This window comes from Methanoculleus sp. UBA303 (assembly GCA_002501655.1).
Taxonomy (GTDB): domain Archaea; phylum Halobacteriota; class Methanomicrobia; order Methanomicrobiales; family Methanoculleaceae; genus Methanoculleus.
The window spans coordinates 1-17,105 of record DANY01000044.1 but is presented as its reverse complement, the minus strand read 5'-3'; the positions used below and the strand labels follow the sequence as shown (position 1 = coordinate 17,105).

At 60.4% G+C, this 17,105-nt stretch carries 20 protein-coding genes; 17 read left to right on the top strand and 3 right to left on the bottom strand.

Annotated features, from left to right (window positions below):
- Positions 1-223: 223 nt before the first annotated feature.
- Genes BP846_RS11205 through BP846_RS11195 form a run of 3 tightly spaced genes read right to left on the bottom strand, consistent with a single transcriptional unit; the run spans position 224 to position 2,682 of the window.
- Complete coding sequence (locus BP846_RS11205) at positions 224-457, bottom strand: heavy-metal-associated domain-containing protein (protein WP_292395422.1); 234 nt, start codon at positions 455-457, stop codon at positions 224-226.
- Between the two features lie 23 nt (positions 458-480).
- Complete coding sequence (locus BP846_RS11200) at positions 481-2,328, bottom strand: heavy metal translocating P-type ATPase (protein WP_292395420.1); 1,848 nt, start codon at positions 2,326-2,328, stop codon at positions 481-483.
- Between the two features lie 48 nt (positions 2,329-2,376).
- Positions 2,377-2,682, bottom strand: a complete 306-nt coding sequence (locus BP846_RS11195) for an iron-sulfur cluster repair di-iron protein, ric (RefSeq protein ID WP_292395418.1) — start codon at positions 2,680-2,682, stop codon at positions 2,377-2,379.
- A gap of 456 nt (positions 2,683-3,138) precedes the next feature.
- Between BP846_RS11195 and BP846_RS11190 the strand changes: the two genes are divergently transcribed.
- From BP846_RS11190 to hisB, 17 genes are all read left to right on the top strand, one after another.
- Positions 3,139-4,128 (top strand): ABC transporter substrate-binding protein, encoded by a 990-nt coding sequence (locus BP846_RS11190; protein ID WP_292395416.1) that lies wholly within the window; start codon positions 3,139-3,141, stop codon positions 4,126-4,128.
- A 136-nt stretch (positions 4,129-4,264) separates the two neighbouring features.
- Positions 4,265-5,053 (top strand): ABC transporter permease, encoded by a 789-nt coding sequence (locus BP846_RS11185; RefSeq protein ID WP_292395415.1) that lies wholly within the window; start codon positions 4,265-4,267, stop codon positions 5,051-5,053.
- 1 nt (position 5,054) lies between these two features.
- On the top strand, positions 5,055-5,816 hold the full coding sequence (locus BP846_RS11180; RefSeq protein ID WP_292395413.1) for an ABC transporter ATP-binding protein: 762 nt from the start codon (positions 5,055-5,057) through the stop codon (positions 5,814-5,816).
- A 61-nt stretch (positions 5,817-5,877) separates the two neighbouring features.
- Positions 5,878-6,390, top strand: coding sequence for a 50S ribosomal protein L16 (locus tag BP846_RS11175; RefSeq protein ID WP_292395411.1), 513 nt, complete (start codon positions 5,878-5,880; stop codon positions 6,388-6,390).
- 102 nt (positions 6,391-6,492) lie between these two features.
- Positions 6,493-7,332, top strand: a complete 840-nt coding sequence (locus BP846_RS11170) for a fumarate hydratase (RefSeq protein WP_292395409.1) — start codon at positions 6,493-6,495, stop codon at positions 7,330-7,332.
- Entirely contained in the window at positions 7,329-7,871 is a 543-nt protein-coding gene (locus BP846_RS11165; protein WP_292395407.1) for a FumA C-terminus/TtdB family hydratase beta subunit, read from the top strand. The genes BP846_RS11170 and BP846_RS11165 overlap by 4 nt, the downstream gene beginning before the upstream one ends.
- 14 nt (positions 7,872-7,885) lie before the next feature.
- On the top strand, positions 7,886-8,158 hold the full coding sequence (locus BP846_RS11160) for a 4Fe-4S dicluster domain-containing protein (RefSeq protein ID WP_292395405.1): 273 nt from the start codon (positions 7,886-7,888) through the stop codon (positions 8,156-8,158).
- Positions 8,155-9,255: a 2-oxoacid:acceptor oxidoreductase subunit alpha gene (locus BP846_RS11155; RefSeq protein ID WP_292395404.1), complete on the top strand. Its 1,101-nt coding sequence runs from the start codon at positions 8,155-8,157 to the stop codon at positions 9,253-9,255. The genes BP846_RS11160 and BP846_RS11155 overlap by 4 nt, the downstream gene beginning before the upstream one ends.
- Positions 9,252-10,040, top strand: coding sequence for a thiamine pyrophosphate-dependent enzyme (locus BP846_RS11150; RefSeq protein ID WP_292395402.1), 789 nt, complete (start codon positions 9,252-9,254; stop codon positions 10,038-10,040). Before BP846_RS11155 ends, BP846_RS11150 begins: the two co-directional genes overlap by 4 nt.
- Positions 10,037-10,576, top strand: coding sequence for a 2-oxoacid:ferredoxin oxidoreductase subunit gamma (locus tag BP846_RS11145; RefSeq protein ID WP_292395400.1), 540 nt, complete (start codon positions 10,037-10,039; stop codon positions 10,574-10,576). The genes BP846_RS11150 and BP846_RS11145 overlap by 4 nt, the downstream gene beginning before the upstream one ends.
- Positions 10,573-11,658 carry a succinate--CoA ligase subunit beta gene (locus tag BP846_RS11140; protein WP_292395399.1) on the top strand — a complete coding sequence of 362 codons (1,086 nt, stop codon included), beginning with the start codon at positions 10,573-10,575 and terminating at the stop codon, positions 11,656-11,658. Before BP846_RS11145 ends, BP846_RS11140 begins: the two co-directional genes overlap by 4 nt.
- Positions 11,655-12,521, top strand: a complete 867-nt coding sequence (gene sucD / locus BP846_RS11135) for a succinate--CoA ligase subunit alpha (protein WP_292395397.1) — start codon at positions 11,655-11,657, stop codon at positions 12,519-12,521. Before BP846_RS11140 ends, sucD begins: the two co-directional genes overlap by 4 nt.
- The gene (locus BP846_RS11130; RefSeq protein WP_292395395.1) at positions 12,518-13,330 is read left to right on the top strand and encodes a DNA integrity scanning protein DisA nucleotide-binding domain protein; all 813 of its coding nucleotides are present in this window, start codon (positions 12,518-12,520) and stop codon (positions 13,328-13,330) included. Before sucD ends, BP846_RS11130 begins: the two co-directional genes overlap by 4 nt.
- Before the next feature lie 60 nt (positions 13,331-13,390).
- Positions 13,391-14,593 (top strand): methionine adenosyltransferase, encoded by a 1,203-nt coding sequence (locus BP846_RS11125; RefSeq protein WP_292395393.1) that lies wholly within the window; start codon positions 13,391-13,393, stop codon positions 14,591-14,593.
- A gap of 28 nt (positions 14,594-14,621) precedes the next feature.
- On the top strand, positions 14,622-15,515 hold the full coding sequence (gene hisG, locus BP846_RS11120; RefSeq protein WP_292395391.1) for an ATP phosphoribosyltransferase: 894 nt from the start codon (positions 14,622-14,624) through the stop codon (positions 15,513-15,515).
- A gap of 5 nt (positions 15,516-15,520) precedes the next feature.
- Entirely contained in the window at positions 15,521-16,240 is a 720-nt protein-coding gene (hisA, locus tag BP846_RS11115) for a 1-(5-phosphoribosyl)-5-[(5-phosphoribosylamino)methylideneamino]imidazole-4-carboxamide isomerase (protein ID WP_292395389.1), read from the top strand.
- A complete protein-coding gene (gene hisB, locus BP846_RS11110) occupies positions 16,227-16,808 on the top strand; it encodes an imidazoleglycerol-phosphate dehydratase HisB (protein WP_292395387.1) in 582 nt (193 codons plus the stop codon). The genes hisA and hisB overlap by 14 nt, the downstream gene beginning before the upstream one ends.
- Positions 16,809-17,105: the final 297 nt, after the last annotated feature.

Sequence of the window (17,105 nt, the reverse complement as noted above, 5' to 3'; positions counted from 1 at the left end):
CCCGGGCAGTGGACCGTGGTGGGTATCGCAATGGAGGGGTCTCCCCGCGCACGGCACCCATCATGACCGCGACGTCAACACGGCGATCAATAATCAAGAAGTTCGCCTTGCAAGATCAGAATCTTGTCGGGGTAGCAGGTGCGGAACGCACCGTTGTGCCTGTGGACTTGCCTCAATAGAGGAAGGATGAAGCAGGAAGCCCCGCCCTGAAGGGCGGGGTAGTTCACTTATCTTTCACTTGAGATTTGAGAACTACGTATCCAAGTGCAGTAATGGCCTTTTCGACCTCCCCAACTGATATTTTTTCAGCATCAAAGTCAAATTTGACTTTGCTTGAGGTAAACAGCACCTTTACACTTTCTTTATCCACACCGACCAAAGATTTTGTTGCTTTTTCAATCTTCTGGACACATGATGGGCAAGTCAATGTTTCTAATTGAATCGTTGCTTTTTGCATTTTCATCTCTCCTTATTCTAATATCATAATTTGAAACGGAGAAGCCGCATTCCGTTTAAAATTACGACTAATATGCTTGCTTCGTGTACTAGCATCGCTATCGACATGTTCATCCATTCACTTAAAAATACACTTGCAAGCAGGACCAACACAACTCCTACTGCGATAACAATATTTTGGTGCATATTAGCAGCTGTTGCTTTTGTTAAACCCAGTGCATGTGGCAAGCGACTAAAATCCGAATTCATCAGGACGACATCCGAGGTCTCAATTGCGACATCTGTGCCGCTTCCCATAGCAATTCCGATTTGTGCCAGAGCGAGGGATGGGCTATCATTTACTCCGTCTCCAACGAACGCTACTATATGACCTTTAGTTTTTAAATCTTCAATATATTTCGACTTATCTCCCGGTAACATATGTCCGTGCGCTTCTGTCAGCCCCAGTTCACCTGCCACCAGATCAACTGTCCCCTGGTTGTCTCCCGAAAGAACTACCAGATTTTTAACGCCTAATTTCTTTAATTTTTGCAGGTCTTCTTTTACACCCGGACGAATCTGGTCACGGATACCCATCAGTGCTTTTAATTCACCATCGACGGATATTAAAACAAGTGAGTTTCCGTTCTTTTCGAATCGGGCAATATCTGCACGGGCCTTTTCAGCTAAATGAACATTCTCCCGCTCCATGAGCGTAACGTTGCCTACCGCAACCCTATGTCCATCGATGTAAGCGATAATTCCGGCGCCTTTTACAACATCTGTTTGTTCTATTGGATATGATTTTATAGCTCCGATGTGTTCTACAATTGCGTTGGCTAAGGGATGGTCTGATTCTTTTTCAACGCTTGCAAGGTAAGCTAATACCTCTCCAACGTTGTCTGCGTAAAATTCTTTGTCTGCTACTTTAGGATTGCCTATCGTTAATGTACCTGTTTTGTCAAATACGATTGTATCAACCTTGCTAAAATCGCCAATAACTTCACTGCCTTTTAAAAGAACGCCGTGCCGTGCTCCGTTGCCAATGCCCGCTACGTTTGAAACAGGTACACCGATAACCAGTGCGCCGGGACATCCCAGAACTAATAATGTAATGGCCAGTTCAATATCTCGTGAAAATAACCATACGATAATGGCGAGCCCTAAAACTGCCGGGGTGTAGTATTTAGAAAATCTGTCAATGAAGCGTTCCGCTTCGGATTTTGAATCCTGCGCTTCTTCAACTAACTCTATAATTCTACCGAAAGTAGTATCTTCACCTACACGGTCGGCAACAATTTGAAGCGTTCCATTCTCCAGAATCGTTCCGGCATATACGCCTGAATCTTTCTTTTTGCCAACCGGGACAGATTCGCCGGTGATACTTGCCTCATTAATGTGACCTTCTCCTGACAGAACGGTTCCATCAACAGGAATTTTCGCGCCAGTTTTCACCAGTAAAATATCGCCTACGTCAACATCATCTACTTTTACTTCTTCAAATTCACCATTGTCCATCTGTTTTAAAGCGCTTTCCGGCGCCATTTCCGTTAACTCTTTTATGGCCGAACGCGTCTTGTTCAATGTCCGCTGTTCCAGAAAAGCGCCAAACAAGAATAAGAAGGTGACAATGGCAGACTCCTCAAAATTCCTGAGGAGAAATGCCCCGGTAACCGCGATGGTAACTAAAACATCAATACTGACGACTTTAACCTTCAATGCTTGATAGGCCTGGATGGCAATAGGCGCAACCCCTAAAATTGAGGCGATAGCCAGGGACCAAATAGCTACGGTCTCATTTTTAAAACCCAGCCCACTGGTAAACCCGAAAACGATTAAAATGGCGCAAATCAGTGTTATCTGATTTTTCTTGCTCAGTATAAATCTCTGCAAAACGCTCACCGTCTTCTCTGCATTATAATGATTTAAGCACGATATGCGCTATCCAGCACGATATGCCCCATCTATCTCGGCCAACATACTGTAAACAGCCTCATAACTTTCGCACACATCTCCCGGGACAGTGTAAGTATCCGTGATCTCCCGCAGTCTGGCAAACTCCTCGTTTAATTCAGGTTTATTTGAACCCGCTTCTTTTGTTTTCTCGACGATTGTATCGAACAATTTGCGAACTTCATGAAATTCCGGGTGATTACCTCCATGAACTCTTGCTACAATCGGCACATACTGTTTCAATGTCCGGACATGCTTTTTCATTGCCTCGTTAAATGTTAAGTTATTTGTCATTTTTTCTCCCTCCTGTTTTTACAGATTGATTGTTTCCGGTGACCATACCCGGGAATCCTACTTATGTACTGTAGATATACTGTAGATTATTATGTGAGGTTATCCCAAATGGATCTCCGGACCTTCGATACGCCCTTATCAGAGCGCTGATTTCCCAGATAGCTGCCATCTGAACTATATCCTGGGCAAAGATGGCGAAACGGCTTTCCATTGGGTGTCGCCATTGGGGGAGGGACCGGGAGGGGGGTGTCCCGGTAGAGGCATTTGGGGACGACCTCACCCGGCAAAGTGCGCCTCCGCCTCCACATTACCTTGCACTCATTTCTCCAATATGGGAGAATGTCGAACAAATTTTAATACTATAGTATAATTATACTGCCAATTTTCGACACTACTATATACCGACAGCATGAAGATTACACTGCATAACAGTCACTCATACCCATGGAGATACCTATGAGACCAATTATTGCAATCCTTCTGGCCGTGGCCCTGGTCGCGGCGTTCACGTTCGTCAGCGGGTGCACAGGAACAGATACCGGAACGGTGACGGACCTCCGGATCGGCTACCAGCCGAGCACCCACCAGACCGCCCACATGACCGCTATGGAGAAAGGATGGTGGCAGGAAGACCTCGCGCCCCTCGGCATCACCAAAGTGACCGACTACTCCTTCCCCACCGGACCACCTGAGATGCAGGCGATGCTTGGCAGGAACATCGATATCGCCTACGTCGGATCAGCGCCGTTCATATCCGCCCTGGCAAGCGGTCTTGACGCAAAGATCGTCGCCGCCGTCCAGACGCAGGGCTCCGACCTCGTGCTCCGGCCCGAGATCCCCTACACCAGCCCACAGGACCTCAAAGGCCTGACGATCGGCACATTCCCACCGGGATCCATCCAGGACACGCTCCTCCGGAACTGGCTCCAGGAGAACGGCCTTGACCCCGAGAAGGACGTGACCATAAAACCCATGGGCCCCGGTGACGCCACGACGGCGATCATCGCCGACCAGATCGACGGCGTCTTCCTGCCGCACCCGGCACCGGCGGTCATCGCGAGCAAAGGGGCCGGAAGGACGGTCGTCGCCTCCGGCGAGATGGCTCCGAACCATGCCTGCTGTGTCCTCGTTGCGAGCGGCAAACTCATCCGTGAGCAGCCTGAACTCGTCGAGCAGGTTGTGAAGACGCACATCCGGGCGACGGAGTACAACATCGAGCACCCGGACGAGGCGGCGACGATATACTCGAAGAAGACCGGTCAGGATATCGCAGACGTCCAGAAGTCCTTTAAGGAATGGGACGGCACCTGGACCGCGGACCCGAACCTCATCGTCGGCTCGGTTGAGGACTACGCCCGGATCCAGTATGAACTCGGGTATATCAACAAACACCTCACCAAAGACGACATCTTCGACCTCTCGTTCTACGAGAAAGCCCGGGCCTGACCCGGCCCCCCTTTTTCTCCTCCCGGAAAAGAATATTTTAGAGGAAAACCGATGAAATAAAGAGCATTCACCATACCCCATACCGGCCGGCATCTCAGGGCGGCCCCCATCACCAAACAAGCGGAACAGAAATACCATGAACCTACGAGTGAATAGAGAGCAACAGAAGAGACTCCTCGGGATAGCGTCGCTTGCGGCAGCGGCAGTCATCTGGCAGGCAGTAGCCGACCTGATCGTCGCCGACCCGTTCATCCTGCCGAGTTTCACCGATACCGCCGCCGCGTTCGTCAACCTCCTGGGATCTGGAAGACTCCTTGCTGACCTCATGATCAGTCTCGAACACTTTACCATCGGCATAGGGGCTGCGCTTCTTCTCGGCGTCCCGATCGGGATCGCCATGGGCTGGTTCCGGATCGCCGATGCCGTCATCGACCCGATCATCGAGGTCCTCCGGCCCATCCCCCCGCTCGCCTGGATCCCGTTCGCGATCATATGGTTCGGGCTCACCCCGCAGGCAGCCGGATTCGTCATCTTCATCGGGGCGTTCTTCCCGATCCTGATCGGCACCTACGCCGGGTTCCGGAGCGTGCCGAAGATCTTCGTCGAGGCAGGCAAGGTGCTCGGGTGCGACACACCGTTTGAGTTGATCCGCCATGTCGCTCTCCCGTCGGCGATCCCATCGATAGCATCCGGGATCCGGATATCAATGGGCGTCGGGTGGATGTGCCTTGTGGCCGCCGAGATGTTCGGGGTGAGCGACATAGGCCTCGGTTACTCGCTCTGGCAGAACTACTACCACTACGCGATGGCAAACGTCCTCGTATACATGCTGATCCTCGGGTTCCTGGGCCTCTTCATCGACCGGATCTTCAGGAACTACGTGGACCGGCGGCTCCTGCGGTGGCATGCAGGGGAGGTGGCCTAGAATGAGCGGCGTTAAGATAAATAACGTCGGGAAGTCCTTCTCGAAGGAAGGCGGCACCGTAACACCGGCGCTCGAGGGCGTCAACCTCGAGATCAGGGACGAGGAGTTCATCTGCCTGGTCGGGCCGTCGGGATGCGGGAAGACGACGCTTCTCCGGATCATCGCCGGGCTTGAGACCCCGACTACGGGGAGCGTGACCATAGACGGCCACGTTGTCACCGGCCCGGACCCGAAGCGGGGGATGGTCTTTCAGGAGTACTCCCTCTTCCCCTGGCGGACGGTGATCGACAACATCGCCTTCGGCCTCGAGATGAAGGGCGTCGCAAAGGAGGAGCGCCGGCAGACGGCGGATCGTTACCTTGAGATGGTCGGCCTCTCCCGGTTCCGGGACGCCTACCCCTTCGAACTCTCCGGCGGTATGCGACAGCGGGTAGCGATCGCACGAGCGCTCGCAAACGACCCCGACGTCCTCCTCATGGACGAGCCGTTCGGGGCGCTGGACGCCCAGACCCGGAACCGGATGCAGAAAGAGCTCCTCTGCCTCTGGAAACAGACGAAGAAGACGATCATCTTTGTCACCCACAGCGTCGACGAGGCGGTCTACCTCGCCGACCGGATCGTCGTCCTCTCCTCGCGACCGGGGTCGGTCCGGGAGGTCATCAAGATCCCCTGGGCCCGACCGCGTGACCGCACCAGCGCCGGGTTCGCGGATGTCCGGCGGGGGGTGCTTGAGATGATCAACGAGGCTGAAAACGCCCAGTAAGTTTTATTAGAAGAAATCTCCATTTTATAAAGCACTCATAGATCGGCAGGAGTTTTTAGAGATGGTACGAAAACCAGCGAAGATGTACAGGAACCTCGCAAAGAAAGCATATACGCGCAGAGAATACATGGGCGGCGTGCCGGGCAGCAAGATCGTGCAGTTTGATATGGGCAACCTCAGCCAGGACTTCCCGGTCGAACTCTCCATCGTCGTCGAGGAGACCTGCCAGATACGCCACACGGCCCTTGAGGCCGCCCGTATCGGCATCAACCGGCAGCTCATGAAGGAGGTCGGGAGGGCAAACTACCACCTGAAGATCCGGACCTTCCCGCACCACGTTCTCCGTGAGAACAAGCAGGCGACCGGCGCAGGAGCAGACCGTGTCTCGGAAGGTATGCGCCTTGCCTTCGGGAAGGCTGTCGGCACCGCGGCACGGGTCCAGAGCGGTCAGAAGGTCTTCTCCGTCTGGACGACCCCCCAGTATGTCGAGAAGGCCAAGGTCTCCCTCCGGCGCGGCATCTACAAGATCCCGACTCCCGCAAAGATCGTCGAAGAACGGGTAACGGCAGCGTAAACTCGCATTCCGTCCCATCCTTTTTCCGAGGAGCGGCCCGCAGACGCCAGATCCAGTACCTGCGGGAATATAGATTTTTATAGTCCCTTCCCACCAGTATAAATGATGGTTAATTCGGCAGATACGGGGCTTCCCGGCGCACTGGCAGACGCCACAGAGAGAGCTCTTGCAGAGGCCGAGATCCGGCTGCCTCCCGACGTGCTCGCGGCGCTCAGGAGGGCGGCGGCGGCCGAGCGGGATGAGATCGCACGATGCGAACTCGCCAACATACTGGAGAACATAGCGCTCGCAGAAGAGCGGGAGGTGCCGATCTGCCAGGATACCGGCGTGCCGGTGGTCTACCTCACCCTGCCCCCCGATATCCCGTACACGCACTCCCTCATAGAGGGAGTGCGGGAGGGGGTGCGTCGCGCGACGGCCACAATCCCGCTCCGCCCCAACGTCGTCGACCCGCTCACCCGGAAGAACACCGGGGACAACACCGGAGTCGGTATGCCCGCCGTCCATGTGACGCCCGGGGACCGGCTCACGATAACGGTGCTCCCGAAAGGCGCAGGTTCCGAGAACGCTTCAAGGATCGGGATGCTCCTCCCCTCGCAGGCGGCGGATATCCCGAAGTTCGTCGCCGAGACGATGCTCATTGCGGGCGGGAGACCCTGCCCTCCCGTGATACTCGGCGTCGGTATCGGCGGGACATTCGATGGGGTGGCTGCGCTTGCAAAGGAAGCCCTGCTCCTCCCGGTCGACACTATGGACGACTACGAGCAGGAACTCTGCGACGCGACGAACGCCCTCGGTATCGGGCCGATGGGTCTTGGTGGCGACACGACGGCGCTCGCGGTGAAGGTGAAGCGGGCCGACTGCCACACCGCCTCCCTCCCGGTGGCGGTGAACGTGCAGTGCTGGGCCTGCCGCCGGGCGACCGTGGAGGTGGAACGATGATCGATCTCACGACGCCGCTCGGCGACGAGGTGCTCGACCTCCGGGCGGGCGACCGGGTGACCCTCTCCGGGACGATCTACACCGCCCGGGATGAGGCCCACCTCCGGATGATCGCCGAAGGCATCCCCTTCGACCCGAAGGGCGCCGTGGTTTACCACTGCGGCCCTGTGGTGCAGGGAGGCCGGCTCGTCGTTGCCGGGCCCACCACATCCGCCCGGATGAACACGCTCACGGGCTTCCTCATCGATGCGGGCGTTCGCGCTCTCATCGGCAAAGGCGGGATGGGGGCCGGGGTGGTCGAGCAACTCCGGGGGCGCGCCGTCTACCTCGCGCTCACGGGTGGGTGCGCCGCCCTCGCCGCCGCCCGCATGGACCTTAAAGGCGTTTATTTCGAAGACCTGGGCATGGCCGAGGCGGTATGGGTTATCGAGGCCGATCACCTGCCCCTTACAGTCGGTATCGACGCCCACGGCGGCGATCTCTTCTGCGCCGTACGCGAGAAAGCGAAAACACAATTTTACCAGCGATTCAATATCTGATAGGATACCGTCTCATGAAACTCGTCATCGATGAAAGCCGCTGCAAAGGGTGCAACCTCTGCGTGCTGGTCTGCCCCTATGGGATATTTCGGGAAGGGACGGAACTCAACAGCCGGGGGGTCGTCTCCCCGGTCCTCGACCGCCCCGAACGGTGCACGAACTGCAGGCTGCAAGCCCTCTATGGGCGGATGCTCTGCGGGGTCTGCCACATGATCTGCCCCGACCAGGCGATCGCCTGGGTCGAGGAGAGGCCGTTTGAGCCTCATCGGGTGGAGGTGGAGTTTTGAGCAGAGTTGAGTTTATGCAAGGAAACGCCGCCTGTGCAGAGGGCGCGCTCGCCGCCGGGTGTCGGTTCTTCGGCGGCTACCCGATCACGCCGTCGACCGAGATCGCCGAGACCATGGCCCGGAGACTCCCGAAGATGGGAGGGGTCTTCATATCCATGGAAGACGAACTCGCGAGCATCGCCGCGGTGATAGGCGCCGCCTGGACTGGAGCCCGGGCCATGACCGCGACAAGCGGCCCGGGGTTCTCGCTGATGATGGAGAACATCGGCTATGCGGCCATGACCGAGACGCCGTGCGTCATCGTCAACGTCCAGCGGGGCGGCCCGAGCACCGGCCAGCCGACGCGGGCGGCGCAGGGCGACATGCTCCAGTGCCGGTTCGGGTCGCATGGCGACTACAGCATCATCGCGCTCACCCCGAACTCCGTCCAGGAGATGTTCGACCTGACGGTGAAGGCGTTCGACCTTGCGGACCGGTTCAGGGTTCCCACGTTCCTGATGGCCGATGAGATCGTCGGCCACATGCGAGAGCGGGTGACCATCCCGGACGCGGTCGATGTCACCTCCCGCCGGCCGCTCGCAGAAGGATGCCTTCCTTTCGAGGCTGGCAACGACGGTGTTCCGGGTTTCGCGCCCTTTGGCCTGGGCCGGTCGGTCCACGTGACCGGCCTCACCCATGACGAGCGGGGCTACCCGGACACGACCGACCCCGGTGCGCACGACCGGCTGGTGCGGCGGCTGGTCGCCAAGGTCGAGTCGGCACGCCGTGATATCGCCGATTACGAGGTCACAAACCCCGACGCCGAGACGGTCTTCGTCACCTACGGCCCGCCGTCCCGGACGGTCGAGCAGGTTATGCGCGACCGCCCCGACGACTCGATCGGGCACCTGCGCCTTCGGGTCGTCTGGCCGTTCCCGGAGTTTGCCCTGCAGGAATTCGGCAACGCGAAGGTCTTCCTGATGCCGGAACTGAACATGGGCCAGATGGTGCGGGAGGTCCAGCGCCACGTCGACCAGCCGGTCATCCCCCTCGAAAAGATCGGGGGAGAACTCCACACCCCTGCCGAACTCGTGCGGGCCCTGGAGGCGCACCGATGATCGCGCCCGACTGGTTCCGTGAGGACCGCCTGCCCCACATATACTGCACCGGGTGCGGTAACGGGACGGTCCTCAACTGCACCCTCGCGGCGGTGGAGGAGATGGGCTGGGAGCGGAGCGAGACGGCCTTCATATCCGGTATAGGGTGCTCCTCCCGCGCCCCCGGCTACATCCTCGCTGACTCGCTCCACACCACCCACGGGCGTGCGCTCGCGTTCGCCACCGGGGTGAAGATGGCAAAGCCGGACCTAAACGTCGTCGTCTTCACGGGCGACGGTGACCTTGCCGCCATCGGCGGGAACCACTTCATTCACGCCTGCCGCCGGAACGTGGACATGACCGTCGTCTGCATGAACAACCAGATCTACGGCATGACCGGCGGGCAGGGGAGCCCGACCACCCCGCTTGGGGCCATATCGACGACGACGCCTTACGGGGCGAGCGAACCGGCCTTCGACCTCGCGGAACTCGCCGTTGCCGCGGGCGCAAACTACGTCGCCCGCTGGACGTCCTACCACGTCAAGGAACTCACCAGGGCCGTCACGACCGGAATGCAGACGCCGGGGCTCGCCTTCATCGAAGTGCGGACCCAGTGCCCGACGAACTACGGCCGCCACAACAAACTCCGGAGCGTCCCGGCCATGATCGAGCACCTCCGGAGCCACGCGATGCTTGTCGAGAAGCGCGACCGTCTGGCGAGGGAAGGAAGGCCGATCCCGGAGGGCACCTTCACCGTCGGGGAACTGGTCCGGCGGAACCGGCCGGCGATGGGGGTGAAGCAATGAGGCACGAAGTCAGGTTCTCGGGCTACGGCGGACAGGGGATCATCCTCTCCGCGGTCATCCTCGGGCGGGCGGCGGCGCTCTACGACGACAAATACGCCGTCCAGACGCAGGTCTATGGCCCGGAGGCCCGGGGCGGGGCCTCGATGGGGCAGGTGGTGATCGACGATGCGCCGATCCTCTACCCCGAGGTGGCCGACCCCGACATCTACGTCATCATGTCCCAGCAGGGGTTTGAGAAGTACGGGGTCAGGGCCCGACCGGACGCAGTCATGGTCCTTGATGCGGACCTGGTCCGGTCCCGCCCGGCCTGCCGTCACCACGAGGTCCCGGCGACGGCGGAGGCAAAAGAGAACCTCGGCCGGGAGATCGTGGCAAACATCGTCATGATCGGCGCCCTCGTGGCCGCAACCGGGATCGTGAGCAGGGAGGCGATCGAGCGTGCGGTGCTCGACAGCGTGCCCAGAGGCACTGAGGATCTGAACCTCAGGGCACTGAAACGGGGATTCGAACTCGGAGAACGAGCGTGTAATCTATGAAACTACTGGAATACGAAGCAAAAGAGATCTTTTCGAAGTACGGCATTCCGGTCCCGAAGGGAGTTCTTGTACGGGCACCGGAAGAGGTTACGGCGCACCTGCCGGAACTCGGCGATGCCGTGGTGCTGAAGGCGCAGGTGGACGTCGGCGGCCGGGGGAAGGCCGGCGGCGTCCTCTTCGCCGATGACGCGACGGCAGTCCGGACCGCCCGGGACCTCTTCTCCCGGGAGATCAAGGGGGTCCCGGTCAGGGAGATCCTCGTCGAGGAACGTCTGGCGATCGAGCACGAGTACTACGTCAGCATCGCCGTCGACCGGTCGAGCAGGCAGCCGGTGATCCTCTTTGCCGATGCCGGCGGTGTGGAGATCGAGAACGCGGCGTTGGCCGACGAGTCCGCCGTGAGGAGGGTCGTCGTATCACCGCTCCTCCGGGACATCCCGCCGTTCCTCATGCGGGAACTCCTCGGCGGCGCCCCGAAGGAACTCGGCCCCGTGATCAACAGCCTCTACCGCGTATTCCAGGAGAAGGACGCCATGCTCGCGGAGATAAACCCGCTCGTGACGACGCCGCAGGGGGTCTATGCGGCGGACGCGAAGCTCATCGTCGACGATAACGCCCTCGCTCGCCAGGGGATAGCGGTCAACCGCGACCTCTCGGAGCGCGAGCGTGAGGCCGAGAAGCACGGCTTCTCCTACGTCGAGTTAGACGGGAGCATCGGCGTCATCGGGAACGGCGCCGGGCTCACGATGTCAACGCTCGATCTCATCGAGTACTACAAAGGAAGGGCGGCGAACTTCCTCGACGTCGGCGGCGGCGCCGACCAGGAACGCGTGGTCCACGCCGTCCGGCTCGTCGCAAGCATGCCCGAGGTAGAGGTGATCGTGGTCAACCTCCTCGGGGGCATCACCCGGTGCGACGAGGTGGCAAAGGGGATCATCGCCGCCGGTGTCGCACCGACGGTCATCGTCCGGATGGCCGGGACGAACGAGGAGGAAGGGCGGCGGCTTCTCGCCGAACACGGCTACCGTATGCTCGAGAGCATGGATGCGGCCGTCAGGGCGGCTATGGAGGTCGCACTATGATCTACGGGGACAGAAACCTCGGAGTGATCGTCCAGAACATAACCGGCAGGCAGGGCAGGTTCCACACTGAACTGATGAACGACTACGCGCGCGAGGTCGGCGGCCGGGGCGTCGTCGCCGGGGTTGCGCCCGGCAAAGGCGGACAGGAAGTCCACGGCGTCCCGGTCTACAATACGGTGCGGGAGGCGCTCCGGGAGCATGACGCGACCGCGAGCGTCGTCTTCGTCCCGGCCGCGCACGCGTGCGACTCGGTCATGGAGGCGGCGCATGCCGGGATCGATCTCGCCGTCGTCATCACCGAACATATACCGGTCCATGACGTCATGTCGGCAGTCGCCTACGCGAAACTCCACGACTGCACGGTCATTGGCCCGAACTGTCCGGGGCTCCTCTCGCCGGGGGAGTGCAAACTCGGTATCATGCCGGCCCACCTCGCCACCCGGGGGAACGTCGGCGTCGTCTCCCGGAGCGGCACCCTCACCTACGAGGTTGTCGACGAACTCACCCGTGCCGGCATCGGCCAGAGCACGGTCGTCGGTATCGGCGGCGACCCGGTGATCGGCCAGACGTTCGTGGATGTGCTCGCGCGGTTCGAGGATGACCCGCAGACGAAGGCTGTCGTCGTCATCGGTGAGGTGGGGGGCAACCTCGAAGAAGAGGGGGTCCGGTCGACCAGCCTCCCGGTCGTCTCCTACATCGCCGGCGTAAGTGCCCCGCCCGAGAAGCGGATGGGTCACGCAGGGGCGATCATCGAGGGCGGCGAGGGCGACGCACGCTCCAAGGTGCGGCGCCTTGCTGCCCTCGGGATCCCGGTCGCCTCCCGGCCCTCAGAGATACCGGGACTGATCCGGAGTATGCTATGAACGGCGACCTGATGCTTGCTACCGCCTGCGAGGTGGCGGCAAAGATCGGCGCACGGGCAGTCGTCTCGTTCGTCGATCCGACCCCGGTCCCCCCGGGCACGCCCGACGTCCCGATCATACGGGTGCAGGAACTGCAGCTCGATGTCTTAAAGGACCTCACCATGCACGACATCCTGGAGGTGAGCGAGCGGCATATGCTGGATGCCGCAGTCCACCTCTACCTCCGGCGGAACCTGGAGAACGGCCTCGTCGTCGGTGTCTTTCCCTACGCGGTCATCATATACGATATCGAGGAGGGGAAGAACTTCATCAACCTCAAGGACTTCTCCGACATCGTCCCCCGTGAGGTGCTCCACGCGGCCCTGACGCTCGCCCTCGAGATCGCGGTTGAAGGGAGGGAAGGAAGGGCCATCGGGACCGCCTTTATCATCGGAGACCCGGAAGAGGTCTTCAAACACTCCCACCAGGCGATCCTCAACCCCTACCAGGGGCAGCCTGCCGCGCTGCGGGACATCAAGAACAAGGACAACTGGGAGAGCGTCAAAGAGTTCGCCCAGCTCGACGGCGTCTTCGTCATCGACAAGACCGGCGAGGTGCGGTCGGCGGGGCGCTACCTGGACGTCACCGGGCGGGGCATCGCCCTTCCGAGCGGTCTCGGGGGAAGGCATCGCGCAACTGCGTCTATTACACACGAGATCCCGGCCATCGGCATCACGGTCTCCGAGAGTGGGGGCATGGTGCGCATCTTCAGGGATGGCAACTGCAAAATCGGCATCCGTTCCGACATCCGTATCCGGAGTGACGGTTAGAAATGGTTATATGAGTTGCAATCATTTCTTTAATCATACTTTAGAACTACGGTGGATTTGATGACCAGGAACATCAGCGTAGAAGGGCTTGACCAGATCCCGATCGAGAAGCAGCGGATAGAACTGGTGGAGCGCAAGTGTCTCGGGCACCCGGACAGCCTGGCGGACGGTATCGCGGAGTCGATAAGCCGGGCGCTCAGCAGGTCATACCTGGAGGAGTGCGGCAGCGTCCTGCACCACAACACCGACCAGGGCGAGGTCGTGGCCGGGGAGTCGATCCCGAAGTTCGGCGGCGGCCGGATCACAAAGCCGATCTACTTCCTCATATCGGGCCGGGCCACGAAGACCTTCAACGGCGTGAACATCCCCGCAGACGCGATCGCCGTCGAGGCGGCACGGGATTACATCAGGAAGATCCTCCCCCTCATCAACATGGAGCGCGACGTCATCGTCGACTGCCGGATGGGGAACGGGTCGACCGATCTGCAGGACGTCTTCCGGTCCTGTGAGGGGAAGGTTCCACGGGCGAACGACACCTCGTTCGGTGTCGGGCACGCGCCGTTCAGTGAGGCAGAGAGTATCGTCAGGGGCGTTGCCGCGTTCATCGATGATACACTCCGCCCGAAGTATCCCGTCATCGGTCAGGACTGCAAGATTATGTGCATGCGTGACGGCGACGCCGTTACCCTCACTGTCGCCATGGCGTTTGTGGACCGCTACTGCTCGGGCATCGCTGAGTACGTCGAGCAGAAGAACGTTCTGGCAGAGCAGATAACTCTCGTCGCAAAGCAGTTCACGACCAGGAAGATCAACGTTGCCATCAACACCGCCGACGACCTCGAGGCGGGCAGCGTCTTCCTGACGGTCTCGGGCACCTCGGCCGAGATGGGTGACGACGGGTCCGTCGGTCGCGGCAACCGTGCGAACGGGCTGATCACCCCGAACCGCCCCATGAGCATGGAGGCGACGAGCGGCAAGAACCCGATCAACCACATAGGAAAGATCTACAACCTCCTCGCGACGCAGATAGCACAGGACTGTGTCGCGGAGGTCGACGGCATCGAGGAGATGTACGTCCGCATCCTCTCCCAGATCGGCTACCCGATCGATGAGCCCCATGTAGCAAGCGCCCAGATCCTCACGAAGCCGGGCGTGGACATGAAATCGGTCAAACCCGATGTCGAGGCGATCATCGACGGGTGGCTGGAGAAGACCACCACCATCACCGAGAAGGTCATCCGGGGAGAACTCTCCACCTTCTGATCTTCCCGGTTCGGAGTTGTCGTAGTCTATGAGCAAACCATCATCCCGGCAGCACGGACCCGGGCTCGTCCGTCTTGCCATCCCGAATAAAGGCAGGATCGCCCAGCCCGTCAACGAGTTGATCGAGAGAAGCGGCCTCCACCTGGTCGACGGCGGAGAGCGGAGGCTCATCACCCGGACTCATGACCCGAACGTGGAGATACTCTTCGCCCGCCCGATCGATATACCGGAGTATGTGGCGAGCGGCGTTGCCGACCTCGGCATTACCGGGAGGGATATGGTCATGGAGCGGGGCTCGGCGGTCGAGCAGGTTCTGGACCTGCAGCTCGGTAAGGCGACGCTCGTCGTCGCTGTGCCGGAGGAGGCCGATATCAAGGCGGTCACCGACCTCGACGGGGCCAAGGTGGCGACTGAGTTCCCGGCGATCACCCGCTCGTTCTTTGCGGAGCACGGTGTCACCGTGACGGTCGTGACTGTGGGAGGGGCGTGCGAAGCGACGCCGCACCTCGGTATCGCCGACGCCATCGTCGACCTCTCGTCCTCGGGGACGACGCTGCGGACGAACCATCTCCGGGTCATCGACGAGGTTCTCACCTCGACGACGGTCCTGGTGGCGAACCCTGACGCTCTTGTGGCGAAGAGGGAGAAGATCGACGAGATCATCCTTGCCCTCGAGAGCGTCATCCGGGCGAAGGGACAGTGTTACCTGATGATGAACGTCCACCGGAGCGCTCTTGCAGACGTGAGAGAGGTGCTGCCAGGCCTCTCCGGCCCGACAGTTATGGACGTGGCATCAGACGAGAACCTGGTCGCCGTTCACGCTGTCGTGAAGGAGGAGCGGGTCTACCAGTTGATCAACCAGTTAAAGCGGGCCGGCGCAAAAGACATATTAGTCATGCCTATCGAACGGATCATACGCTGAAGAGCATGGAGATCTATCCTGCAGTCGATATCCTGGACGGGCGGTGCGTGCAGCTCGTGCAGGGGCGGCCGGAGGCGGCGACGGTCTACGGGGACCCGGCCGCCTGGGCGCGCCGGTGGCTCGATGAGGGAGCGGACGGCATCCACATCGTCAACCTCGATGGGGCGTTTGGCCGGGCGCAGAAGAACGCCGACCTGATCCGGGCCTTCACACGCGAGACCAGCGCTTTTGTCGAACTTGGCGGCGGTATCAGGAGCGTCGAGGACGCTGCAGGGTGGCTCGATACCGGCGTCGACCGGGTGATCCTCTCGACCCTGGCCGTCCGGGAACCGGAGACTATCCGGACGCTTGCCGACGAGTTCGGGAGCGGGCGGGTCATGGCGGGGATCGATGCCCGGGGAGGTGAGGTGATGATCGAGGGGTGGGAGCGCCCGGCAGGGGGTTACCTCTCCTGGGCAGAGCGGTTCGAGAGCCTCGGCGCAGGCTCGCTCCTCTACACGAATGTGGACGTTGAGGGACTCCAGCAGGGGATCGCACTTACTCCGGTGACGGATCTCCTCCGCCGGGTGAAGATCCCGGTCGTTATATCCGGGGGTATATCGAGCGCCGAAGATGTCAGGGCGCTCCGGGAAGCCGGGGCGACCGGGGCAGTTCTCGGATCGGCTCTTTACGCCGGGAAGGTGCGACTCTCAGAGGTCCTGGAGGCGGCGCATGCGGACGAGTGAGGTTCATCGCACAACAAGGGAGACCGATATCAGCCTCTCCCTCGACATCGACGGCACCGGGGCCGGGACCATCGTGACCGGGATACCGTTCTTCGACCACATGCTCACGTCGTTTGCCCGGCACGGCCGTATGGACCTCACCGTCCGGGCGGCCGGCGACATCGCGGTGGACGCCCACCACACCATCGAGGATATCGGTATCGTCCTCGGGACGGCCCTTGCGGAGGCGGTCGGCGATGGGAGAGGGATCACCCGGTTCGCCGACGCCGCTGTCCCGATGGACGAGGCGCTCGCCCGGGTGGCGCTCGATGTGGGCGGCCGGGGATACCTCGTCTTCGAGGGGGCCTTCTCGCCGGCGGGACCGGGCGGCATCCCCGGCGACCTCATCGAGCACTTCTTCTACAGCCTCTGCACCAACGCCGGGCTCACCGCGCACATCGCGGTGACAGGCAGGAACGACCACCACATCTGTGAGGCGGCGTTCAAGGCGTTCGCCCGGGCGCTACGGGCGGCCGTGGCGATCGACCCCTCGATCAGCGACGTGCCGAGCACCAAAGGCACGTTGTGACCCGGGAGAGAGGCAACCTATTTTTACCTGCCTAGTGCATCGATTCTCAATTACCGGCACTCTCAACGGAGGAGAAGTATTGATCTTTTTCACACTATCCGGGGGGTTGCCTCCCGGGAGACAGCTTGTCCCCGGTATCCCCACGTACTGCCCCACCCCCCGGAGGGGGTTACAGGCGGATGGCAATCTGTAGGAATTGAGTCTGGACGCTGAAGACACGAGGCAGAGACCGGGGAGATCCCGGGGAAGAACCGGATTCGGGCCCACTCTCCCTTTCTCCCGGGAAACCGGCGTCAG